Genomic DNA, 23,622 nt, shown 5'->3' on the forward strand with positions numbered 1-23,622 from the left:
TTCCAAGTGACCCGCCGTAAGGGCGGAACCATAAGCCGCCGTTACCGCAGCAACGGATATGCACCCAATCCGAACAGCGCCGACATTACCGCAGCAACGGATATGTACACCGCCCAACCATCCTTCAGCGCACGCGAATCTTCGGATCACCCGCCCCGCGCCGCAAAGTCGCAAGAAACCCCTCCAGCGGTGCCGGCTCGGCAATTTCCGGCAAGGCCTCCTTGTCCGGCCGTTGCGCCCAGAACGCATCCCAGGACGGGAACAGCTCGTGAAACGTGCCGGCATAAGGCTCGCGCCCCGGCCAGCGCATTTTCAAGCCGCCAATCGGTGGTTTATTCAGGTCGGTGGCGTACCAATAGCACGGCAAGCGACGACGGAAGCACCAGCGTCCGTCGATCCGCTCGTAGTCGTCCCAATACAGCATCTGCATGATCACCCACTCCGGACCCGTCTCATGCTCGTTCTTGGAATAGACCACGCCCGTGGCATGATCCGGATCGCTGAACTCGATGATGTGCTGCCCCAGGTGATGGGAAGTGCCGTGAAACTGCTTGCGCATGGTTTCGTCCAGCCATGCCTTGAGGTGTGCACGGCCCGTCTTGTCGCGCCCCACACGCACGTCCGGGGCGAAACAGTTGGCCATGGCATCCATGTCGCGCATGTCCAGGGCCAACGCGTACTTGCCGGCCAGTTGACGGATCGCGTCCAGCGATTCAAGGCGGTCGATGCGCTCAAGCAGCGCGGCGGATTCCAGGCCCATCAGTCGAACACCGTATACAGGTCGGAACCGCGTCCGCCGTCCACCGCCAGACTGGCACCGGTCACGTAGGAAGCTTCGTCGCTGGCCAGGAACAGAATGGCGTTGGCCAGTTCCACCGGCAGGCCGACCCGTTTCATCGGGATGACTTTCTCGGTGTTGGTGCGGGCCTTGGCGTCGCCGAGCATGCCGGCGGTGGCCGGGGTATCGACCACGCCGGGGATGATCACGTTGCAGCGAATGTTGTTTGGCGCGCCTTCACTGGCCGCCGCCCGGCTGAAGTTGATCACCGCGGCCTTGGCCGCCGAGTAACCGGCCATCCACGCGGTGCCGAACAGGCCGCAGATCGAGGCAATGTTGACGATCGAACCGCCGCCCTGCTCTTTCATCAGACGCATCGCGGTGCGAGTGCCAAAGAAGGTGCCGTCGACGGTAGTGGCGAAGTTGGCGTGCCAGTCGGCGGTGGACATTGTGTCGATGCTGCCCCAGGTGTAGGCCATCGCATTGTTGACCAGAATGTCCAGGCGACCGTGGCGTTGCGCGGTGGCTTCCAATGCGCTGACGTAGGCCTGCTCGTCGCTGACGTCGGCCACCGCAATTTCAGCGTGCCCGCCGAACCCAATGATTTTTTCCTGCACACCTTGCAACGGCTCCACGCGTCGCCCGCAGAGCACAACAGTGGCGCCCTCCTCGGCGAACCGCAGCGCGGTGGCTTCACCGATGCCCGAACCGGCGCCGGTCACAAAGGCGATTTTTCCCTGTAAACGCTTGCTCATCAGTCATTCTCCGATCAAATAAAGGCCATGCCGCCGTTAACCGCGATGTTCTGGCCAGTCATGAAGCTGGCGTCTTCGCTGGCAAGGAAGACCGCAACACGGGCGATCTCGTCGGTCTCGCACATGCGACCCAACGGTACGTTTTTCAGCAGTGCTTGCATGTAGTCATCAGGGATGCCGGCCATCATCGGCGTGTTGGTCGGCCCCGGCACGAGGGTGTTGACGCGTATGCCGCTGGCCGCCAGTTCACGGGCGATCGAACGGGTCAGGCCCATCACCCCGGCTTTCGAAGCGCAGTAATGGCTAGGACCGTCGCCGGTCAGCGCGGCAGTGCTGGAGAGGTTGATGATCGCCCCTTTGCGCCCGCCCTTGACCATCAGCTTGGCGCCTTCGCGGCAGCACAGGAAGGTGCCACCCAGGTTCACGCCGATCACCCGCGCCCAACTCTCGTCCGGGGTTTCGAGGAAGCTGTCCAGCGCGCCCACGCCAGCGTTGTTGACCAGGATGTCGAGGCCGCCGAAGTGCTGCTCGGCCTGGCCCATGGCATCGGCCACGGAGGCGCCGTCACCGACGTTGCAGGCCAGGGCCAATACGTTGTCGCCGAGGTCCGCCAGGCTCTCGGCGAGTGCGGTCTGATTCAGGTCGACAGCCACCACCTTGGCGCCTTCGGCAACAAAACCACGCACGATGGCCTGGCCCATGCCTTGCCCTGCGCCGGTCACAAAGGCGACTTTATTGAGTAACTTCATAGCGATCTCCGAATGTGCAAATACCCTGCGGCCCGCCGCCCTTGCAGTGGGCCGTCCCCTGAATGATTAGCGGCAAGTGCCTTGGCACACATCGTCCGATGGGACTATCGCCGCGTGGTCTGAACGGACGATGCCGGCAATCCCCCACGGCCCCAGCATTCATAGGTGCACACCACGTCAAGCTCAGCGTTCCCCTTCAATTCGCTGTCGCGCCTGACGCGGCTGTGCTTTATGAATCAGCAGAAAATGGAGAACCCCATGAACCAACCCGTAGACCTGCCCCTGCCCGTCGGCCATTACGCAACGCTGCCCAACAACGGCTTGCGCCTGCACTATCTGGATGAAGGCGCGGGCCCCGTGGTGCTGTGGCTGCACGGCAGCGGACCGGGCGCCAGTGGTTTCAGCAACTTCAAGGGCAACTACCCGCAATTCGTCGCCGCCGGCTACCGCAACATCGTGCTCGACCTGCCGGGTTTCGGCCGTTCGGACAAACCCGAGGACGCCCAGTACAACCTGGATTTCTTCGTCGACTGCGTAGCGGCGTTTCTGGAAGCCGTCGGCGTACAGCGCTGCACCCTGCTGGGTAACTCGCTGGGTGGCGCGATTGCCCTGGGCCTGGCCCTGCGTCTGCCGCAATTGCCTCAGGGTCTGATCCTGCTGGCACCGGGCGGTGTCGAGGAGCGGGAAACCTACTTCAAGATGGAAGGCATCGTGCGCATGGTCAGCCTGTTCAACGCCGGTCCCATCGGCATGGACGAGATGCGCAGCATGATGCGCCTGCAGCTGTTCGATGATTCGATCCTGCCGGAAAGCCTGCTGCAAGAACGCGTGGCGGTGGCGGTGACCCAGCCAAAGAACCTGTTCAGCACGATGATGGTGCCGAACATGGAAACACGCTTGGGCGAGATCCAGTGCCCGATCCTCGGTTTCTGGGGCACCAACGATCAATTCAACCCTGTCAGCGGCGCCCAGCGCATCATCGACGGCGCGCCAAACGCCCGGTTCATCGTGCTCAACCGTTGCGGGCATTGGGTCCAGGTGGAACACCGCGAACTATTTAATCGCAGCTGCATCGACTTCCTGCAGAACGGTTGATCTCCCAATACCGCTCCTCCTCTGTAGGAGCGAGCTTGCTCGCGAAGGAACCAAAGACAACGCGTTCATCCAGCAGACACGCGTTTTCGTTAACGTCCTTCGCGAGCAAGCTCGCTCCTACAGCGGGGGGTGGTTTAGCGATCTGCCGCCTTCTGGCTGTTCAACTCGGCATCGCCGGGCTGGCCCAGCACACAGGAGGTACCGCCGGGGGTGTACATCATCGCCACGCAGCGGTTGCAGGCGGTGCAGATCGAGTCGCGGCTGGCACCACTTTCGAGCTTGTTGACGTAGTCATTCTCGGCCAGCAATACCCGGCCCATGGCGACCAGGTCGAAACCCTCGGCCATGATCTTTTCGATGCTCGCCAGGCTCTTGGCGCCGCCCAGATAAGCCAGTGGCATTTTCACCGCGGCACGCACCTTGCGCGCATGTTCCAGCAAATACAGCTCACGGAATTCCACGGTTGGCTCTTTACGGCGCTGAATGGCCATCGCAAAGGCAATCACCTTGTTCTTCTGCTGCACCCGGTTTTCCTTGGGGAAGGAAGAGCCGAACATGGTGGTGATCGACTCGGCGTTCATCCCGGCGCTGAGCACCAGCAGGTGCGCACCCTCCTCTTCCAACATGCGGGCGATCTGTGCCCCGTCTTCGGCACTGTTACCGGCGCGCACGCCTTCAGTGACGCTGTATTTGCAGATCACCGCCATGTCCTGGCCGACCGCATCCAGTACCGCACGCAGCACCCGGCGCGGAAAGCGCAGGCGGTTTTCCAGGCTGCCGCCGTACTGGTCGCGGCGCTTGTTGTACATCGGCGAAATGAACTGGCTGAGCAGGTAGCCGTGGCCCATGTGGATTTCCACGGCATCGAAACCCGCCTGGCGTGCCAGGCGCGCTCCTTGTGCGAAGTCGCGCACCACTTGCTGCATGTCGGCTTCGTTCATCGCCTGTTTGAGGAACATGCCACTCATCAAGCCGATCTTGTTGAAGCCGCCGCTGGCTGACAGCGGGCGTTTGGTCGAGCGCTCGCGGATAAAGGTAAAGCAGCCGCCATGGGTGATCTGCGCGCTGGCCAGGCCACCGGACTGGTGCACACCGTCGGTCAGGGCCTTGAAGTGCGGCACGCTGGATGGGGTGAGGGTCAACTGGTTGGGCAAGGTGCGGCCATCATTGCTGACCGCGCAATAGGCCACGGTGGTCATGGCGGTGCCCCCAGCGACCAGGGCCGAGTGCAACTTGACCAATTGTTTGGAAGGCACGCCCTGGGCACTCATGCCCTCGTTGGTGGCGGACTTGATAAACCGGTTTTTCAGGGTCAGTGGGCCAATCGCAATAGGGCTGAACGGTGATGGGGTCGGACGAGGGTTCATGACAGGCCTCTCTTTGTTGTTATCAGGCTACAAATGAAGGCTGCGTCGCCATCTCGCGACGCAGCCATGATCATCAGAAGGTGTACTTGGCGTTGAGCGACAGGTAATCGCGGTCAGCCAGCAGTCGGCCTTGGGCGACATCCGGCGAGCTCAGGTAGGCGACATAGGTCATGCCGATCTGGAAGTTGCCCAGGTACTTGAAATCGCCACCCACGGTCAGGCGCTTCTCGTCACGGCCCAGGCCCTGATAGGCGCTGCCGTCGACGTTCTGCGTCCAGACCACTTTGGTGCTCAGGTCCAGGCCCGTGGCGATGGACGGGTAATCCATGTAGGCACCAATGCCCAGCAAGGTCGAACCGCGGGTCTGGGTCTTCGACTCGAACGTGTCGAAGGTGCCGTCCACGCCGGGCCCGCCGCCAGTGATCGTCAGGCTGTCCACCCCGTCGATGTGTTGATGCACCACTTCGCCCATGAAGGTAGTCTGATGGGCGAGCAGGCTTGGGCCCAGGATGTACATGGCGTTGAGGTTGCCTTGCCAGATCTGCCCGGTGGTGGGCGCGCCGTTGTTCAGGTAGACCGACGCGCCATCGCGGTAGCTCAGGTCACCGGCGTACTGCACCGAGTCGCCAACCTTGGAGGTGAAACTGATGCCCGTCAGCTTGACGTCTTCGAAGTAACCCAGGCGATAGGACGGCGCGGTGCCGTTATGGCCGATGCTCTTGAGCGAGGAGTATTGGGTGGTGCCGGTGAAGTCGAAGAACATCGAGCCGATGCGCTCGTTATAGCGGTAATGGAACAGCCCCACTTCGGTGTTCTCGGTGATCCGGTAGCGCGCGCCCAGGCCCCATTGGCCGCTGTCGCTGGCGTCTTTTTCACCGGCATAACCGACCGCCAGACCGTTGGGCAGGCGGTCGACCGCACCGCTGCCCAGGCGATAGAACTCGGCGCCGGGACCGAAGGTGTCGCTGCCGAAGTAGTCGCCCACGGGGTTGAGCTGGGTCTTTTCCCACTCGTACTGGTAGTAGCCCACCAGCGCCAGGTTTTCATTCAGCGACCACGATCCGGACACCTGCCCTACCGGCAGGTACGAGTCCTTGGCCTCGGTACCCGGCACGTTAAACTTGGTGGCGTCCACCGGGGCCTGGCCCTGGCTGATGTTAGGCCAGAACAGGCTCTCGCCCCAGGCCACCAGGTGCCGCCCGGCCTTGAGCGACAGGTACTGAGTCTCGCCGACATCGAAGTTGCCATACACATACGCATCGAGCAGTCGCGCCATGCTGCCACTGAGCCTGCGGGTTTCGTCGCTGAAGCCATCGTTGTGGCCGACCTTGTTCACCGTCTGCGGCGAGTCATTGGCGTTTTTCTGGTTGTAGACATCGTCGTAGAACTGACTGCCGCGCAACACCGCACCGAGGTTGTCGTGCTTGAGCTGCAATTCACCGAACAGGCTCAGGCGGTTGTTGATCAACGAACCGCGCTTGAAGTTGCGCGTGCCATCGTCGTTGTTCGGGTCGTTGAGGTATTGGCTGGCCTGCTTGGCGGTACGCATGGAGGCGGTGTAGTTGACCGTCAGCGACGAATCCAGGGTGGTGTTTTCCCCCAGTTCGATAGTCGGTGCAGCGCCGGCTGTGGCACTGGCGATGGTGATGGCCGTTGCCAACAGGCAGCGGCTACCGGTCAGGTTCCCCGAATGGCGCGCGACAGTGTTTCGCGTAAACATGCTCCTCTCCTTTTGTTGTTGTTTTTTCTTGTGTCGCCACAGCATGAAAAAAGCCCGTGCCGCGCGGTTTGGTGAGACGGGTGCGCCTTATGCCTGAGCGTTGTTGGCCACCACCGCCCGCAATTCGTTCTTCGCCACCTTGCTCGACGGATTGAGTGGCAAGGCGCTGAAGAAGCGCACCTGGCGCGGCACCTTGTAATTGGCCATCTGCTCACGGCTCCAGGCGATCAGTTGCGCCTCGTCAAGTGCTTTACCTTCGCGCAGCACCACGCAGGCACATCCGACCTCGCCCATGCGTTCATCGGCGATGCCGATCACCGCCACCTGGGCAATTGCCGGATGCCTGATCAGCGCCGCTTCGATTTCCGCCGGGTAGCAGTTGAAACCGCCGACGATGAACATGTCCTTCAGGCGGTCGGTGATGATCAGGTTGCCCGCCTCGTCCAGGCGCCCGACATCGCCGGTGTGCAGCCAGCCTTCGGCGTCGATCGCTTCGCGGGTCGCTTCGGGGTTCTGGAAATAGCCCTGCATGATGTGGAAGCCACGCAGGCAGATCTCACCGGTAAGCCCGGTGTCCAGTGCCTGGTTGTCCGGGTCGCGAATGCTCACTTCGGTCCCGGCAATTGGCCGTCCGCTGGTGCCGGCGATCACCTGCGCCGAGTCCCGGGGATCGCAGATCGTCGCCAGCCCGCCGCACTCGGTCAGGCCGTAAGCAGTGGTGACCACGGCAAATCCCAACTCGTTGCGCATGCGCTCGATCAGACTCGGTGGAATGCTGGCCGAACCGGTGACCGCAATGCGCAGGCTCGACAGGTCGGTCTGCTTGAGTCGCGGGTGGGCCAGCAGCGACAGGTACAGGGTCGGCGCGCCGGGCAAGACGCTGATGCGCTCTCGGGCAATGCGCTGGAAGACTGCTTCTGCGTCGAATACCGCGTGGGGCAGGATGGTCGCGCCGCCGATCAGGCAAGTCAGCCAACCGGCCTTGTAGCCAAAGGCGTGGAAGAACGGATTGACGATCAGGTAGCGGTCACCCGGCACCAGGCCGATGACCTTGACGTATTCGCTGAAGGCCCGCAGGTTCTGGCCATGGCCGCTCATCACGCCCTTGGGTTTGCCGGTGGTGCCGGAGGTGAACAACAGGTCGCACATGGCCTCGGGGCCGATTGTTAATGTGCGGCGCCTGGCACTCTCGGCATCGATGGTCGCGGCACCGCGCAGGAACTGTGCAAGGGTCAGGTCCGAAGACAGCTCGGGCGTGTCGCCATCAAGGATCACCAGGTGTTCAAGGTTGGCCGGCCGATGGGGAGCGAGCAACGCCGGGTAGTCGACGTCGAGAAAGCGCTGCTGGACAAACAACAGCCGGCAGCCGCTGCGTTCCAGCACATCGGCCGCCTCAAGGCCCTTCATGCGCGTGTTGATCGGCACCAGCACCGCACCGGCGCATTGAATGCCCAGCGCAGCGAGGATCCAGTCACCGCTGTTCGGCGCCCACACACCGACCCGGTCGCCAGCCTGAATGCCCAGCGCCATCAAGCCCCGAGCAAAGCCCATGACCCGTTCTGGCAGCTCGGCGTAATCAATGCACTGTCCGTTGTCTTCGATGGCCGTGCGACCGGCAAAACGTTTGGCGCTTTGAAACACCAACCGGGCAATGGTGGTGGGCACTGCGCTCAGCGGCAGGGAAATCTTCAGGCTCTGGTTCATCGTAGGCTCGGTGATCTGCATCATTCGGGAAAACGGATACGCAAGTGGGCGCTGGTCGGTACAGCCTGACAGGCCAGGATCCAGCCTTCGGCCAGTTCACCGCTGTCCAGCGCATCGTTGTGCAGCAGCTCGATCTCGCCACTGTCCAGCGTGCACATGCACGAGGCGCAGCCACCCACCCGACAGGCGCTGGGAGGTTTAAGGCCGGCACGCTCCATCGCTGCCAGTACGGTTTCGCCGCTATCGCAGGCCAGGCTGTGGTCCTCGCCATCCAGGCGCACCGATAACTGCGCAGCCATCGCCGCTTCACTGCTGACCGCCAGGGGCAGTTCGCCTTCGCCAGGCAGCGAGACAAAGCGTTCGACATGGACCCGGCCGCCAGGCAGGCCCAGGTTTTTCAGCGCACTGACCGCTGCGTCCATGAACGGCCCGGGGCCACAGATAAAGGCCTGGGCGTCTGTGAACGGACGCGCCAGCTCAGCCAATTGCTCAACGCTCGGAATGCCCTGCACCGAATCGAGCCAATGGACAATCTGCAGGCGTTGCGGGTGCGCGCTGGCCAAGGCCTTGAGTTCGTCGCGAAAGATCACCGAGGCTTCATCGCGGTTGGCGTAGATCAACAGAATCCTGCCGTGGCCGACCAATAACGCCGAGCGCAGGATTGAAAGCACCGGCGTCACGCCGCTGCCCCCGCCGAACAGCAGCAGGTCGTCGTCCAGACTGCGTGGCACAAACACCCCGGCGGGCGGCAGCACCTCCAGGATTTGACCGGCCTGCAGCTCGCCGCAGAGCCAGTTCGAGGCCCGGCCGTCACGCACGCGCTTGACCGTCACCCGCAGCGGTTCGCCCAGCAACGGTGTGCTCGACAACGAATAGCAGCGCGGCAACCAGCCGTCTTCGAAGGGGATGCGCAAGGTCAGGAACTGGCCAGGCTGATAACGGAAACGTTCGCCAAGATGCTCTGGCACGTCGAACACCAGGGAGCGCGCATCGGCGGTCTCCTCGATCACTCGCGCCACGCGCAGGGCAAGATAATTGTTCATAGGTCAGGTACTCATGACCACCTGCCCGTGTATCACGGGAAGGTGTAAACCCAGGGGTATCGAAACGGGCACCATGGCCTCAGACGTACGGGTCCGGGTTGGGCAGGCCCAGCATCACCGCGCCGTAGCTGCGCCCGTAGGCCATGTAGTTGTTGGCGATGTGCCCACGCGCCTGATGCAGGTCGCGGAACAGCCGCGCCACCGGGTTGGTGTTGTACAAGCCCGAGGCGGCCATGCTGCGCAGCAAGTCGTTGACCCGTTCGGCGCAGATATTGGTCACGTAAGCCGATTGGTAGCGGTACAGCAGGCGGGTCTCGGTGTCCGGGTATTCGCCGGCACGGGCCAGGCTCATCAGGTGCTCGTAGTTGCGCTCCAGCACCAGGCGCAGGCTGTCGACGGTAATCATCGCTTCGGCAACAGCGGTTTGCGCCACTGGATCGTCAGCGGTACGGGCGCCGTGCTTGCCGATGTGTTTCGCGGCGTTGTCGCGGAACTCGTTGATCGCGCCTTGCAGGGCGCCGATGGCCGAGGTCGAGACCGCGCGCGAGAACACCTGGGCGAAGGGGATCGCGTAGATCGGGTTGGTGTTGACCAGGCGCCCGGGCGTCGCTTCGAGGGTCCAGTTATTGGTGCGTTGTACGCGATGGGTCGGGACGAACACATCCTCGACCACGATGTCATGGCTGCCGGTGCCGCGCAGGCCCATCACATCCCAGTTACGTTCGATCTGATAGTCGTGACGCGGCAGCAGGAAGGTGCCGTGCTCGGCGGCCAGTTCGCCATCGGGCGGCAGGATGCCGCCCAGAAACACCCACTGACAGTGCTCGCTGCCGCTGGAGAAACCCCAGCGCCCGCTGATCCGGTAACCGCCCTCGACTACCGTGACCTTGGCCGCCGGCATGTAAGTCGAGCAGATCAACGTGCTGTGGTCATCCGCCCAGACTTCACGCTGTGCTTCGATCGGATAACGTGCCAGCTGCCAGGGGTGAACCCCCATCACGCCGTAGATCCAGGCCGTGGACATGCAACCCTCGGCGAGGATGGTCTGGATTTCGAAGAAGGTACGCGGGTCCACTTCATAGCCACCGAACGCCCGTGGCTGCAAGGCCCGCAGCAAACCGGCGGACTGCAACTCGGCAACGCTCTCCTGCGGCACCTTCAAATCCTTCTCGGCCTGCGCCGTGCGCGCCTTGAGTGCTGGCACCAGGCTGCGTGCACGTTCAAGCAGATCACGTTCGTCCTGGGTCTTTTCTCGCATGCTGTGCATCACTCAATTCTCCCGATCTCACTGCGCCACTGCGCGAGTTGTGATGGATCATCGGATCGAGCGAACAATCATTCATCGTCAAAGCGGACTAGGGCTGCACTCGGTTCCCCTGTAGGAGCTGTCGAGTGCAACGAGGCTGCGATCTTTTGACTTTGTTTTTTAAAAGCAAGATCAAAAGATCGCAGCCTGCGGCACTCCTACAGGTTGTGTGCCCTGCTTGATAGTCCGTTGAGACGATGCCCCGCCAAGCCACGCTGGCGATAGTAGGCGCATCAACAGTCGACCCCACGGAGCAAGGGCCCATGAGTATTTTGCAGCGTTTCCAAATGCACGGCAGCGTCGCCATTGTCACCGGCAGCGGCCGGGGTATCGGCCGGGCGATTGCCCTGGCGTATGCCGAAGCAGGCGCCGATATAGTGTGCTCGGCGCGCTCGCTGGACGAGGTACAGGCCGTGGCCGAAGAAGTTCGTGGTCTGGGCCGACGCGCCCTGGCGTTCGCCTGCGACGTCAACGATGCCGAGCAACGCCAGGCGCTGGTGCGCCATAGCGTTGAGCAAATGGGTCGTATCACTCACCTGGTGAACAACGTCGGCGGGGGCGGGCCCAACGATCCGCTGGCCATGACGCCTGAGCAGTTCGCCCAGGTGCTGAACTTCAACGTCGCCACCAGCTACGCCTTCTGCCAGTTGTGCGTGCCGCTGATGCGCGAGGCCGGTGGCGGCAACATCATCAATATCAGCTCGGTGGCGGCGCGCTATGCCCAGCGCCATTTCAGCGCCTACGGCACGGCCAAGGCTGCCCTCAGCCACCTGACTCGCTTGCTGGCCCAGGACTTTGCGCCGCAGATCCGGGTCAACGCCGTCGCCCCCGGCCCCACCCTGACCGAAGCGCTGAATGGCGTGATGCCGGCAGCCATGCGCCAGGTCATGGAAACCAACACCCCGCTTAAATGCCTGGGCACCCCGCAAGACATCGCCGCCGCCGCGCTGTACCTGGCCAGCCCCGCTTCGGCCTGGGTCACCGGCAAGATCATTGATGTCGATGGCGGTGCCGACTCGTCGGTCTGGCCCGGCTGAACCGACTCCTTTGGGCCCGTCCCTGTTGATGTTGGGGCGGGCTTTTTTTCCACCCTCTGGAGCCCCGCCATGGACGCCCATTTGATCAACGCGCTCGGTGACGAGCTGTTCAACGCTTTACGCAGCCGCCAGACCCTGGCGCCACTGACGCGGCGCTATCCGCAGATCACCCTGGAGCAGGCATATCGGATTTCCCTGCACTTCCTGCAACGCCGCGAAGCCCTCGGCGAGCAGGTGATCGGCAAGAAAATCGGGGTCACCAGCCGCGTCGTGCAGGAAATGCTCGATGTCCACCAACCGGACTTCGGGTTCCTCACCAATGCCATGCAGGTCGAGGATGGCAGCGATGTCAGCCTGGCCCGCTACAACTTGATCCAGCCCCGGGCCGAAGGCGAAATCGCTTTTATCCTCGGCGAAGACTTGCAAGGCCCGGGCATCAGCGCCGAGGACGTGCTGGCCGCCACTCAATCGGTGGCGGCATGCTTCGAGATCGTCGATTCGCGAATCGACGACTGGCAGATCCGCATCCAGGACACCGTGGCCGATAACGCGTCCTGTGGTGTGTTCGCCCTCGGCACTCAGCGCATCGACCCGCGCTCGCTGGACCTCGCCGCGGTGCACATGCAACTGCTGAAAAACGGCCAGCCGGCAGGCTCGGGCCTGGGCTCGGCGGTGCAAGGTCACCCTTGCGCGGCCGTGGCCTGGCTGGCCAATACCCTGGGCGAGCTGGGCATCCCGTTCCGCCGGGGCGAAATCATTCTCTCCGGTGCCCTGGCGCCGCTGGTCCCGGTGGTGGCTGGTGACCGTATCAGCCTGTCAATGACCGGGCTCGGTGAAGCCAGCCTGCGTTTTGTCCCTTGACCACCCCTTCCCTCCCCTGGAGCCAAAGACCATGAGCAAAAAGATCAAATGCGCGCTGATCGGGCCGGGCAACATCGGCACCGACCTGCTGTACAAACTGATGCGCAGCGAGGTGCTCGAACCGGTGTGGATGGTGGGCATCGACGCTACCTCCGAAGGCCTGGCGCGCGCTCGCGAACTGGGCCTGAAAACCACCGCCGAGGGTGTCGATGGCTTGCTGCCACACGTTCTTGAAGACCAGATCCAGATCGCCTTCGACGCCACCTCGGCCTATGTGCACGCGCAGAACTCGCGCAAGCTCAATGCCCTGGGCGTGTTGATGATCGACCTGACTCCGGCGGCCATCGGCCCGTACTGCGTGCCGCCCGTCAACCTCAAGGCCCAACTGGGCCAGGGCGTGATGAACGTCAACATGGTCACCTGCGGAGGCCAGGCCACCATTCCGCTGGTGGCGGCGGTGTCCAGCGTGCAGCCGGTGGACTACGCGGAAATCATCGCCACCGCGGCCTCCAAGTCCGTCGGCCCCGGCACCCGGAAAAACATCGACGAGTTCACCCGCACCACCGCAAGTGCGGTGGAAAAGGTCGGCGGCGCGAAGAAAGGCAAGGCGATCATCATCATCAACCCCGCCGAGCCACCGCTGATGATGCGCGACACCGTGCACTGCCTGACCGCCAGCGAACCCGACCAGCCGGCGATCACCGCCGCCATCGAGGCCATGATCAAGCAAGTGCAACGCTATGTGCCCGGCTACAGGCTGGTCAACGGCCCGGTGTTCGACGGCAATCGGGTGTCGATCTTCATGGAAGTCGAAGGCTTGGGCGACTACCTGCCCAAGTACGCCGGCAACCTCGACATCATGACCGCCGCGGCGGCGCGTACCGCCGAAATGTTCGCCGAGGAAATCCTCAAGGGCGAACTCGTGCTGACCGCCACCGCCCAAACCGCCCACGCATAAGGAGCCGACCATGGATCTTCGCGGCAAAAGCATCACCGTTCACGACATGTGCCTGCGCGACGGCATGCACCCCAAGCGCCACCAGATCAGCCTGCAACAGATGAAAGACATCGCCTGCGGCCTCGACGCGGCCGGCGTGCCGCTGATCGAAGTCACCCATGGCGACGGTCTGGGTGGCAGTTCGGTGAACTACGGCTTCCCCGCCCACTCCGACGAGGAGTACCTGTCGGCGGTGATCCCGTTGATGAAAAAGGCCAAGGTCTCGGCGCTGCTGTTGCCCGGCATCGGCACCGTCGATCACCTGACAATGGCCCATGAACTGGGGGTCAACACCATTCGCGTGGCCACCCATTGCACCGAGGCCGATGTCAGCGAACAGCACATCTCCCATGCCCGTGGCCTGGGCATGGACACCGTCGGTTTCCTGATGATGGCCCACATGAACAGCCCTGAAGGCCTGGTCAAGCAAGGCTTGCTGATGGAAAGCTACGGTGCCAATTGCATTTACCTGACCGACTCGGCGGGCTACCTGTTGCCCCATGACGTCAGCGCCCGCGTGGCGGCGATGCGTGCGGCACTCAAGCCGGAAACCGAGATCGGCTTCCATGGCCACCACAACCTGTCGATGGGCGTGTCCAACTCCATCGCCGCGATTGCCGCCGGCGCCAACCGTATCGACGCCGCCTGCGCAGGCCTCGGCGCCGGTGCCGGCAACACGCCGATGGAAGTGCTGGTGGCGGTGTGCGATCGCATGGGCATCGACACCGGTGTCAGTGTGTTCGGTATCCAGGACGTCGCCGAAGATTTAGTGGTGCCGATCATGGACTTCCCGATCCGCAGCGACCGCGATGCCCTGACCATGGGCTACGCCGGGGTCTACGGTTCGTTCCTGCTGTTCGCCAAGCGTGCCGAGAAGAAATACGGCGTCTCGGCCCGGGAAATTCTCGTCGAGATGGGGCGGAGGGGAATGGTGGGCGGCCAGGAGGACATGATCGAAGACACCGCCATGACTCTCGCCCGTCAGCGGCGGCAGGCGTAAGGCCGCACTGCCCCTGTGGGAGCGAGCCTGCTCGCTCCCACTCCTGATTGGTGTCAATGGAATAGGTTTCAACGCCAGTCGGCGACAATCCCGTGTTCCAACGCAAACGGCTGTGCCGCAATGGTCCGGCGTTGAAACGCCGGTGCCTGTTCGGCAGTGGCCAGCCACAGCATGACCGCCGCCGGCACATGGGGCGGAGCGCTGCCGGAACGCAGAGCGATCAAGCCTTTGTCGCCGATGGTCGCCTTGAGCGCTTCGGTGGTGACCACCCCCGGATTGAGGGTGTAGGCGCGAACGCCGGCATCACCCAACTCTGTGGTCAGCACCCCGGACAACCGCGACACCGCCGCCTTGCCCGCGCCGTAGGCATAGCCCCAGCCACCCTTGCCCGCCGCCACCGGTGGGTCGCTTTCGCCGGCGCCGGAGGTGACGTTGATCACCACCCCGCCGCCGCGCGCCACCATGTGTTGAGCCACCGCCCGGGTCAGCAGGAACGGTGTGAGGATGTAGCCCTGGAACATTCGCTCGAGGGTTTGCACCTGCAGGTCCATGAACCCGGCGTTGAGGTCGCTGCCCTGATAGATCGCGTTGTTGATCAGCACGTCGATGCGCCCGTACTCGGCCAGCACCGCCTCGCAGGCGCCGAGGGCCGAGGCGCTGTCGAGCAGGTCCATCGGCACCACGAGTACCCGGCAACCGAGTTCGCGCAACGCCTCGGCGGTGCCGTTGAGGCTGCCGGCCAGCGGCGCCCCGGCGGCATCGCGCAGCGCATGTTCATGCTGTTCGCCCTCGTTGAGGGTGCGGGCGCTGATCGCCAGGTCGAAACCGGCACGGGCGAACGCCAGTGCCGCTTCGCGGCCAATACCACGGCTGGCGCCGGTGATGAATGCCACCTTGTTCATACAGGTTCCTTTTTAGAAGCGCGGGGCGCGGACCATGGCGTCCATACCGCCATCGACGAACACCACGCTGCCATGGATAAACGATGCTTGCGGCGATTGCAGGAAGGCCACCACGGCGGCGATCTCATCAGGGTGCCCGGAGCGGCCGAGGGGTGCCACGAAATCGCGGGTAGCCTGGCCAAAACGTGCATCTTCCAGCGAGGCCTGGTGCAACGGGGTGGTTACCGCTCCCGGCGCCACCACGTTCAACCGCATGCCCTGCTTGCCCCAGCTCACAGCCAGGCTGCGGGCGTGGTGACTGATGGCGTATTTGGAGGCGGCATAGGCGACGTGAGGCTCGCCCAGGGTGTTGGCCAACTCCAGTGACTGGGCCTCATCGCCGGCGAGCATCATTTCGATCATCGGCTGGCCGTCAGGGCCCGTATGAGTCGCCGCCACCGAGCCGATCACCAGCGCTGCCGGTTGTTGGCTTTTGGCCAACGCCCCTTGCAGGCCGTCCAGCAACTGACTGACGCCGAAGTAGTTGACCGCCAGCATCAACCCGCAGGTGGGCGCCGTGACACCGACCCCAGCGCAGCAGATAAGTCCGTCGAGGACCCCGCCACTCTGCTCAAGCACTTGTGCGATGGCCGCGTCACGCCCTTGGGCGGTGGACAGGTCGGCGATCACTTCAGCGTTGCTGCGATCGATACCGATGACCTGATGTCCGGCTGCGCGCATGGCGGCGGATACGGCGGCCCCAATTCCCGAGGCACTCCCGGTAATGGCTGTTATAGGCATAGTGGTTCTCCGTGATAGGTCCGCCCAGTATCGACAGGGCAATCACGCGACGGCATCGTCTGTGCGGACTACGTAGGAGAGAGGCTTGCCCCAATGCCAGTCAGTTATGCGCAATTCATGTGGGAGCGGCGATGCGGTGTATCTGTCACACCGCGTCATCGTTCTTCGCCGGCAAGCCAGGCTCCTGCGGCGAGCCGGGCTTAGGCCTGGCGATAGATAGGCACGGCCAGTTTCAGCGGCGGAACCTTGATTTTCTCGCCCATTTTCAACACGAGCTTGGGTTTACCCAAGGCCACCACGCTGTTGAGCATGATGCGCACCAGCTCGGTCTGTCGTCGCACGCCGGTCTTGGAGAAGATCGAGCGCAAGTGCGCCCGCGCGGTGTTACGCCGGATATTCAGGGCCTCGGCAGCTTCTTCCAGGGACAGGCCGTTGGCCAGTTCCATGGCCAGGGCGGTTTCGGCCTTGGTCAGGTTGAACAGCTGCTTGGTCACCACTTCGCTGGCCAGGGATCTGCTCGACGCATCGCGGATGTACACCAACGCCGTCGGTTGGCCCTTCTCCTCGGCCCAGTCCAGGGACGGAATCGATTCGACCACCACACCGAGGTTGACCAGGCCTGAAGGCCGCGTCACCGACATGGCCTCGGCACTTTTCGGGGCATCCGGGCAGAACGCGCCGCGAATCAAGCGTTGCAGTTCACGGTTGTCACTTGGATAGGTCGCCTCCAGGCGCCCGCCCACCAGTTTCAGGCCATCGGAACGGGCGAGAATTTCCTGGGCCACCGGGTTGATCTGCAATACGCTGCCGCTCTCGTCGAGCACCAGGGTCGCCACCGATAACCGGCTGATGGCCTGGGAGTACAGCCCGCTCAGCGATTCGCTGCGGTCCAGCAGGTTATGCAATTGCGAGGCACGACGCAGGTGTGGCAGGAAACTGGCGCACAGCGCCCGCTCGTTGGCGCAGAAGTTGGGGGCGTGTTTCGGGCGGGTGACGCGAAAGCGCAGTTTGCCGCCGTCCGGGGTGGAAATGTCTGCGCACATCACGTGATACACATCGTTGGGACCGCAGAACGCCTTGAAGTAGGCGCTGTGTTCCCATTCCGTGGAGCTCATGATGTCATCGACGGTGAACACCGTGTCCAGTGGCTGGTTGGCGAACGGCGTATTGGTCTGCGGGTAAGTCATGTAGCAGACGTCACCGGCACCTTCGCGATCGCCAACGAGGATCATCACGCCCGTATCGGGTTGGTCCGGCACCCGCAGGATCAGCGTGACGTAGTTGGCCTCGTAGAGTTTGAGAAAGCTTCTGAGGGCGTGGGCCATCAGTTTCGGATCGAGGGCGCCGTCGTAGATCTCGCCCACCAGCTCGTTGTAGCGCGTGAGATCCAGGCCAAGGCTCGCCAGGGCTTCCGGGGTCAGGACACCATCTTGCATAGTCTTCTCCTCGCTCGGGTAAGGACGGTGCCCTTCCCTTGTTATTTTTATATTTTCGGCTAGTGGCCTGCGGGGGCCCCGAAAACAGGGGCCCGCGCATCAGTTTCCCTGTCGCCTGCCTACTCCACAATAGGCCCGACAGGTTTATTTTTTCGCTATTGAGAATCACGCGCAGCCGGGCTGTTTTTCAGCTGATACGTGCCTTGTGGTGCCGGGTGCTGGCGTGCCCGTTCGCTGACCAACGGTCGCCCGCGATTGAACCAGGCCGCCAGCGCCGGCAAGAGGAAAATCGCCCCCAGCACGTTGACCAGGAACATGAACGACAGCAACACACCCATGTCCGCCTGGAACTTCAGCGGCGCGAAGGCCCAGGTGCAAACGCCAATGGACATGGTCACGGCAGTGAATACCGCCGCCGTGCCGCGTTGGCACATGGCCTCGTAGAACGCCTCACGCAGGTTGGCTCCGCGCAGCATTTCATGCTGGATGCGCTCGTACAGATAAATGCCGTAGTCGACGCCCACGCCCACCCCCAACGCCATCACCGGCAAGGTGGCGACCTTCAGGCCGATCCCGAGCATGGTCATCAGGGCGTTGCACAGGATCGCGACAATTGCCAGCGGCACCAGAATGCACAGCACCGCGCGGATCGACAGGAAGGTCATCCAGCAAAACAGCGCGACTGAACCAAACAGCGCCCCCAGCATGATGATTTCGGCGCGCTTGACCGCCTCGTTGGAGGCCGCCATCACCCCGACGTTGCCACCGGCCAGAAGGAATTCGACTTGCGGCGAGCTGATCTCGGCAATGATCCGCTTGGCTTCAGTGATCGTATGACTGACCGTGCTGCCTTCGTGGTCGGCAAGGAACACCAGGATCTGCATCTGTTGACAGCCGTCGGTGACCAGCCCGTCATCGGGCACATAGGCCCGCGCGCCTTGGCTCAGGCCACGGGGCGAGCCTGGAATCGCCGCCCAGCGCGGATTGCCTTCGTTATTGCCGGCGATCACCCGCTTGCCCATGTCCGCCACACTCTGGATCGACTGCACGCCTGAGACAGTGCGCATGCGGAAATCAAAGGCTTCCACCGCACGCATCACGGTGGGCGACAGGCAGCCTTCTTCGACGCCCTTGACCTGGACGAACACCGACATCACATCGAGTCCGATGGAATAGCTGCTGATGATCTTGCCGTTGTCCAGGTTATAGCGAGAATCGGCCCGCAGCTCCGGCGCGCCCGCACCGATATCGCCCACCGCCAGGTCGCGAGCCTTGTAGGCCCCGGCCGCCAGCAGCAACAGACTGATGGCGAACACCCCGAGGGCTGGCCCCGGTTCGGCCAGCGCCGACAGGCGCCACCACAGGCGGTGCCTGCCCGCAGGACGTGATTGCGCCCGGCGCAATAGCGCAGGCTCCAGGCGCAGGTAGGAAATGATGATGGGCAGCATCAGTTTGTTGGTGATGATCATCAGCATCACGCCGATGCAGGCCGTCACCCCCAGTTCGTGGACGATGGGAATGTCGATCAACATGATCACCGCAAATCCCAGGGCATTCATCAACAAGGCCAGGGAACCGGGAATGAAAATCTTGCAGAACGCCGAACGCGCCGCTTCCCTGGAAGTGCTACCGGCCAGTACATCCTGCTTCCAGGCGTTGGTCATCTGCACCGCATGGGACACGCCGATGGAAAAGATCAGGAACGGCACCAGGATCGACATCGGATCAATGCCCAACCCCAGCAACGGCAACAGGCCCAGCAGCCAGACCACCGGCAGCAACGCCACCACCAGCGCTACCACGGTCAGGCGCAGGGAACGGGAATACAGCCACAGCAGCAACCCGGTGATCACGAAGGCCACGACAAAAAAGCCGATCACCGTGTTCAGCCCTTCGACCACATCGCCCACCAGCTTGGCGAAGCCGACGATGTTGATCTCGATATCGGGACTGTTGTACTTGGCGCGGATTTCCTCCAGGCGCTTGGCGATGTCGACATAGGACACTGGCTGGCCGGTCTTGGGGTCGGTGTCCTGCAGATCGGCACGGACCATGGCTGACTTCAGGTCATTGGCCACCAGCCGGCCTACCTGTCCGGAGGCCGCCGTGTTGCTGCGTACCTGAGCCAGGTCCGCGAGGGTGCCGCTAAAGCGCGGAGGCACCACCACGTCGCCAAAAAAACCTTCCTCGGTAATTTCGATGTAGCGCACATTGGCGGTAAACAGCGACGTCACGCTGGGGCGGCTGACCCCGGAAATGAAAAACACGTCGTCGGTGACTTTGCGCAGAGTGTCGAGGTACTGAGCGTTATAGATGTCGCCCTCGCCTTTCCAGCGCACGCTGACCAGGAGGCGGTTGGCGCCGGTGAAGTAGCGGCTGAACTTGAGAAAGTTGACCATGTACGGATGCGTCACCGGGATCTGTTTGTTGAACCCCGCATCCAGCTGCGTGTGGGTGGCGCTGTAGCCCAGGCCTAGCGTCACCAGCACGAACAGCAACAGCAGCCCCTTGCGCCAGGCCATCAGATGGTCGGCGCACGTTTCAACGCAACGCGTCACCCAGTGTTTACCTTGATTCATTGCCTGCCTCTCATTTACCGGGTGGCCTGTTTGGCCACTAGGGCAGCAACGCTGCCACCTGAACCCTGCAATACTCCGCGCTCGCCACCCACCAGCAGCCGCGAGCCGACCATCGTCGCCGAGGTCAACGTACCGAGCCCTGCCAGGCGTTCGACACCCACCAGCGCGCCCTGTGCATCCAGGCGCACCACCGAGCTGCCAGCGCCTACGATCACCAGCCCCGAGTGATCGGGCAGCAGCACATGGCCGTACAGCGGCAATTGGTTACCGACGTTGATCTGGGTCCAGCTGTCGCCGAAGTCGTGGCTGACGAACACATGCCCGCGCATACCGTAGGTCACCCAGTTATCCGCGCTCAGACGCACGATGCCGAACAGCGAGCCGCTGTAGAACGCCGGCAAGGTCTGCCAGTGCTGGCCGGCGTCGGCCGTGCGCAGCATCAGGCCCTGCTCCCCCACCAGCATGCGTCGGCCATCGTCGCCACCGGCCATGCTGTTGAGGTGCGCGCTGTCGATGTCCAGGGACTGAGGCGTCCAGGTCTGCCCGGCATCGACGGATTGATAGAACTTACCGAAGCTGCCGAACGCCATGACGTTGTCGCCACCGCCGGTCCAGATACCGAGCAGCGGTTCGCCCAGATCGGCGTCGTAGCGTATTTCCTGCCAACTGCTGCCGGCGTCTATCGAACGCAGGATCCAACCGTCATGCCCGACGGCGAGCAAACGCTTGTCGTCCAGTGCCACTACGGCAGTCAGGGTGGCATTGCGCTGCGTGGCGACGCTGGCTGGTTGCCAGCTGACGCCCTGATCGTCACTGAGCAGAATGCTGCCGCGCTCACCCACGGCTACCACGCGCGAGCCCAGGTTGAGCAGGCCGTTGATCTGCACCCGGTCGGGGCGTGTGGCCAACAGTTCCGCTTGCGGTGGAGATTTTGGGGAAAAGGTGTAGCCGATGGTCAAGGCGACCACCAGGCAAACTGCGTAGCCGATCACAGAGCGCATGAGTAATGCTCCTGTCTAAGGCACGTGTGCATAGGGCAAGTCATAGGGCCGATCCTCTTGTTCTTGTCAGGCGCCAGGGCATGCGAGGCAATCGAGATGGCTTGCCTCTGAGGGGATAGTCGACGCAAGGTCCGGGTGACACATCGTCCAAATGGCTTATGCAATGGCGCAAATGGCGTAGCAGTGTTTGCGCTGCACTGCGGACGGTGACAGGGGGTGTTCTCGGTAGCTGTGTACGACGCAGAACCACTGTGGGAGCGGGCCCGCTCCCACAGGGTTTGGTGGCGATCAGGCGATGTAGAGGATCACCAGTTCGTTGATCACCGACGGCCGGTCCTGGCCCACGACATGGATATTGAGTTCCAGGGTCAATTGGGTGCCACGGGCCGACAGGTCGACTTTTTTCACCCGGGCCCGCGAATGAATACGCGAGCCGGCCGGCCCTGGCGCCGGGAAGCGCAGGCGGTCGGAGCCGTAGTTGATCTGGGTGGTGAAACCGCTGATCTCGAAGCCCAGCGCCAGTTTCATCCGCGACTGCAGCACCTGCACCAGCGCGCCGTGGGCGATGGTGCCGCCGAACGGACTTTGCAGGCGCGCCCGCTCCGGATCGGTATGGATCCAGTAATCGTCGCCCGACAGCAGGGCAAAGGCATCGATCAGCGCCTGATCGACCAGCACCACATTGCTCCAGTCGCTGAACTGCTCGCTGATCAGGGTCTGCAAGGCCGGCCCATCGTTGAGGTCAATCTGTCGGGCTGGCGGTTGCTCCGACGCCGCAGGTGCCGGTTCGCTCTCCTGCGTGGGCAACGGCTCAAGGCTCGCCGCGTCCTTGTCCACCCCGGTAAAGCGCAGCAGGCGGTTGCCCTTGGCGTCGACTTCGGCGAACACTGGCTGCAATGGCATGCCAATGCGGATTTCGGCTTCATCAAGGCCCACCAGGTTGGTATTGATGCGCACGCCTTGGGCCAACTCGACCACCGCCAGTTTCTGCGGCATTTCGTCGATAAAGTCAGGCAAGGTGGCAATGCGCGTCACGGTGTAGCTGTACAGCGTCGCGGTGCCGTCGACTTCGCGCCAGGCCAGGTCATGTTCCAGGCACACCGTGCAATGCCGGCGGGGGTAGAAGTTCCAGTGCGCACAGGCGTTGCATTGCTGGATCAACAGGCGGCGAGCCTTCAGGCCCTCCCAGAACGGTGCGGAAATCTGCGTCGCGACCGGCATCGGTTTGTTGTTGGACATGTGCTTATGCTCCCTGAAGTATCAATGCGCCCTGCTCGCTCATCACGCCGCCGGTGCCGGAGACATAGACGTTGTCGCAGCGCCCCAGTTGGCGCTCACCGGCAGTGCCGGCGATCTGCGTCACCGCCTCGATCACCTGGCTCATGCCACCGGCCGAGGCCGACTGACCGAAACTGAGTTGCCCGCCATGGGTGTTCATCGGGAAATCGCCTCGCCAGGTCAGGTCGTGTTCGCGCACGAACGCCATGCCCTCGCCCTTGCCACAGAAACCGGCATCTTCCAGGGTCAGCAAGGTGGTGATGGTGTAGCAGTCGTAGATCTGCGCGGCATCGACGTCCTTGGGCTTGAGCCCGGCCATGGCAAAGGCCCGCTGGGAAGCCGGACCAATCGGCGTGTTCAGCATGTCCTCGGCATAGGACGGCGACTTGAACGCCAGGTGTTCGCCAAACCCGGTAATGAAGGCCGGACGCTTGCGGGACCGTGCCGCCACTTCCTTGTTGGTAATGATCATCGCGGCGCCACCGGCCACCGGCATGACGATTTCCAGGACGTGCAACGGGTCGGCGACCATTTTGCTGGCCAGTACCTGTTCGATGGTCAACGGCTGGCCGTAGAACATCGCCTGCGGATTGGCCAGGGCGTTGGTGCGCTGGTCGACGGCGATCTTGGCCATCGCCCGCTGGTCGTAGTCGTACTGTGCGGCGTAACGCTGGGCGATCATCGCGTAGCCAGTGTTCTGACCCATGTGCCCGTAAGGCAAGTCAAACTCGGCTTCGGGCGCGCCAAACGCCGTGCTGTGTCCACCGAAACGCATGGACCGGGCCATCCAGCCGGGGTCCTCATCGGGGCCCAACGGCGCCATGCGTGCCGGGATGACGCACAGCACGGCCTGGCACAGCCCCAGTTCGATGGCGGCAGCGGCGCGCCAGACCATGCCCACCGACGTGCAGCCGCCCAGGTCGACCACTTCGGCGAAGTTCAGGCGCAGGCCCAGGTACTCGGCGGCCATCGCCGGCACGAACACCGAGGTTTCATGAAAATGCGGGCCGTTGATCACCAGCCCATCGAGGTCCGAGGCCTTGAGCCCGGCATCGCGCAAGGCCTGGGCCGCCAGGTCGGCGACTTGCTCAAGGTGGAACATCTTGGGCGCGGTCGCGTATTTTTCCGGTTTGTATTGTGCGGTGCCAACAATGGCCGCATGCCCTTTGAGCCCCATAGTGCCTCCATGCCGAAGCGTTACGCTGCGGCGATTTCCAGGTTGTGTTGAAGGTCC

Annotated in this window: 20 protein-coding genes; 5 read left to right on the forward strand and 15 right to left on the reverse strand. The window is 63.0% G+C overall.

All coding sequences use genetic code 11. From position 1 onward, the window contains the following. Window positions 1–124: 124 nt before the first annotated feature. Genes F8N85_RS17810 through F8N85_RS17820 form a run of 3 tightly spaced genes read right to left on the reverse strand, consistent with a single transcriptional unit; the run spans window position 125 to window position 2,282 of the window. Entirely contained in the window at window positions 125–754 is a 630-nt protein-coding gene (locus tag F8N85_RS17810) for a nuclear transport factor 2 family protein (protein ID WP_224795710.1), read from the reverse strand. 5 nt (window positions 755–759) lie between these two features. After that, entirely contained in the window at window positions 760–1,533 is a 774-nt protein-coding gene (locus F8N85_RS17815; RefSeq protein ID WP_150804862.1) for an SDR family NAD(P)-dependent oxidoreductase, read from the reverse strand. A gap of 14 nt (window positions 1,534–1,547) precedes the next feature. Then, the gene (locus F8N85_RS17820; protein ID WP_150804863.1) at window positions 1,548–2,282 is read right to left on the reverse strand and encodes an SDR family NAD(P)-dependent oxidoreductase; all 735 of its coding nucleotides are present in this window, start codon (window positions 2,280–2,282) and stop codon (window positions 1,548–1,550) included. A 258-nt stretch (window positions 2,283–2,540) separates the two neighbouring features. Between F8N85_RS17820 and F8N85_RS17825 the strand changes: the two genes are divergently transcribed. After that, the gene (locus tag F8N85_RS17825) at window positions 2,541–3,377 is read left to right on the forward strand and encodes an alpha/beta fold hydrolase (protein ID WP_150804864.1); all 837 of its coding nucleotides are present in this window, start codon (window positions 2,541–2,543) and stop codon (window positions 3,375–3,377) included. Window positions 3,378–3,511: 134 nt separating this feature from the next. Here the strand turns inward: F8N85_RS17825 and F8N85_RS17830 are convergent, their stop codons facing one another. The 5 genes from F8N85_RS17830 to F8N85_RS17850 form a co-directional block, all read right to left on the reverse strand. Continuing rightward, on the reverse strand, window positions 3,512–4,744 hold the full coding sequence (locus tag F8N85_RS17830; protein ID WP_150804865.1) for an NADH:flavin oxidoreductase: 1,233 nt from the start codon (window positions 4,742–4,744) through the stop codon (window positions 3,512–3,514). A gap of 73 nt (window positions 4,745–4,817) precedes the next feature. Further along, entirely contained in the window at window positions 4,818–6,464 is a 1,647-nt protein-coding gene (locus F8N85_RS17835; protein ID WP_150804866.1) for a DUF1302 domain-containing protein, read from the reverse strand. An 87-nt stretch (window positions 6,465–6,551) separates the two neighbouring features. Then, on the reverse strand, window positions 6,552–8,168 hold the full coding sequence (locus tag F8N85_RS17840; RefSeq protein ID WP_150804867.1) for a FadD3 family acyl-CoA ligase: 1,617 nt from the start codon (window positions 8,166–8,168) through the stop codon (window positions 6,552–6,554). A gap of 20 nt (window positions 8,169–8,188) precedes the next feature. After that, entirely contained in the window at window positions 8,189–9,211 is a 1,023-nt protein-coding gene (locus tag F8N85_RS17845) for a ferredoxin--NADP reductase (protein ID WP_150804868.1), read from the reverse strand. A 79-nt stretch (window positions 9,212–9,290) separates the two neighbouring features. Beyond that, window positions 9,291–10,478 carry an acyl-CoA dehydrogenase family protein gene (locus tag F8N85_RS17850; protein WP_150804869.1) on the reverse strand — a complete coding sequence of 396 codons (1,188 nt, stop codon included), beginning with the start codon at window positions 10,476–10,478 and terminating at the stop codon, window positions 9,291–9,293. 302 nt (window positions 10,479–10,780) lie between these two features. Between F8N85_RS17850 and F8N85_RS17855 the strand changes: the two genes are divergently transcribed. The 4 genes from F8N85_RS17855 (at window position 10,781) to dmpG (ending at window position 14,412) form a co-directional block, all read left to right on the forward strand. Further along, window positions 10,781–11,554, forward strand: coding sequence for a glucose 1-dehydrogenase (locus F8N85_RS17855; protein WP_150804870.1), 774 nt, complete (start codon window positions 10,781–10,783; stop codon window positions 11,552–11,554). 69 nt (window positions 11,555–11,623) lie between these two features. Continuing rightward, entirely contained in the window at window positions 11,624–12,415 is a 792-nt protein-coding gene (locus F8N85_RS17860) for a fumarylacetoacetate hydrolase family protein (protein ID WP_150804871.1), read from the forward strand. Window positions 12,416–12,446: 31 nt separating this feature from the next. Continuing rightward, entirely contained in the window at window positions 12,447–13,373 is a 927-nt protein-coding gene (locus F8N85_RS17865; RefSeq protein WP_150804872.1) for an acetaldehyde dehydrogenase (acetylating), read from the forward strand. Between the two features lie 10 nt (window positions 13,374–13,383). After that, window positions 13,384–14,412 (forward strand): 4-hydroxy-2-oxovalerate aldolase, encoded by a 1,029-nt coding sequence (dmpG, locus tag F8N85_RS17870; RefSeq protein ID WP_150804873.1) that lies wholly within the window; start codon window positions 13,384–13,386, stop codon window positions 14,410–14,412. A gap of 68 nt (window positions 14,413–14,480) precedes the next feature. Here the strand turns inward: dmpG and F8N85_RS17875 are convergent, their stop codons facing one another. The 7 genes from F8N85_RS17875 to F8N85_RS17905 all read right to left on the reverse strand — a co-directional run bounded on the left by F8N85_RS17875 (window position 14,481) and on the right by F8N85_RS17905 (window position 23,565). Then, a complete protein-coding gene (locus F8N85_RS17875) occupies window positions 14,481–15,314 on the reverse strand; it encodes an SDR family NAD(P)-dependent oxidoreductase (protein WP_150804874.1) in 834 nt (277 codons plus the stop codon). Window positions 15,315–15,326: 12 nt separating this feature from the next. After that, window positions 15,327–16,094, reverse strand: coding sequence for an SDR family oxidoreductase (locus F8N85_RS17880; RefSeq protein WP_150804875.1), 768 nt, complete (start codon window positions 16,092–16,094; stop codon window positions 15,327–15,329). A gap of 200 nt (window positions 16,095–16,294) precedes the next feature. Further along, window positions 16,295–17,530, reverse strand: coding sequence for a helix-turn-helix transcriptional regulator (locus F8N85_RS17885; protein ID WP_150804876.1), 1,236 nt, complete (start codon window positions 17,528–17,530; stop codon window positions 16,295–16,297). Between the two features lie 155 nt (window positions 17,531–17,685). Next, window positions 17,686–20,109, reverse strand: coding sequence for an efflux RND transporter permease subunit (locus F8N85_RS17890; RefSeq protein ID WP_150804877.1), 2,424 nt, complete (start codon window positions 20,107–20,109; stop codon window positions 17,686–17,688). Between the two features lie 14 nt (window positions 20,110–20,123). Next, window positions 20,124–21,110 carry a WD40/YVTN/BNR-like repeat-containing protein gene (locus tag F8N85_RS17895; protein ID WP_150804878.1) on the reverse strand — a complete coding sequence of 329 codons (987 nt, stop codon included), beginning with the start codon at window positions 21,108–21,110 and terminating at the stop codon, window positions 20,124–20,126. A 288-nt stretch (window positions 21,111–21,398) separates the two neighbouring features. After that, the gene (locus F8N85_RS17900) at window positions 21,399–22,349 is read right to left on the reverse strand and encodes an OB-fold domain-containing protein (protein ID WP_150804879.1); all 951 of its coding nucleotides are present in this window, start codon (window positions 22,347–22,349) and stop codon (window positions 21,399–21,401) included. Window positions 22,350–22,353: 4 nt separating this feature from the next. Next, window positions 22,354–23,565, reverse strand: a complete 1,212-nt coding sequence (locus F8N85_RS17905) for a thiolase family protein (protein WP_150804880.1) — start codon at window positions 23,563–23,565, stop codon at window positions 22,354–22,356. Window positions 23,566–23,622 lie beyond the last annotated feature (57 nt).

Origin of the sequence: Pseudomonas fluorescens (assembly GCF_902497875.1) — a bacterium.
Classification (GTDB): domain Bacteria; phylum Pseudomonadota; class Gammaproteobacteria; order Pseudomonadales; family Pseudomonadaceae; genus Aquipseudomonas; species Aquipseudomonas fluorescens_BR.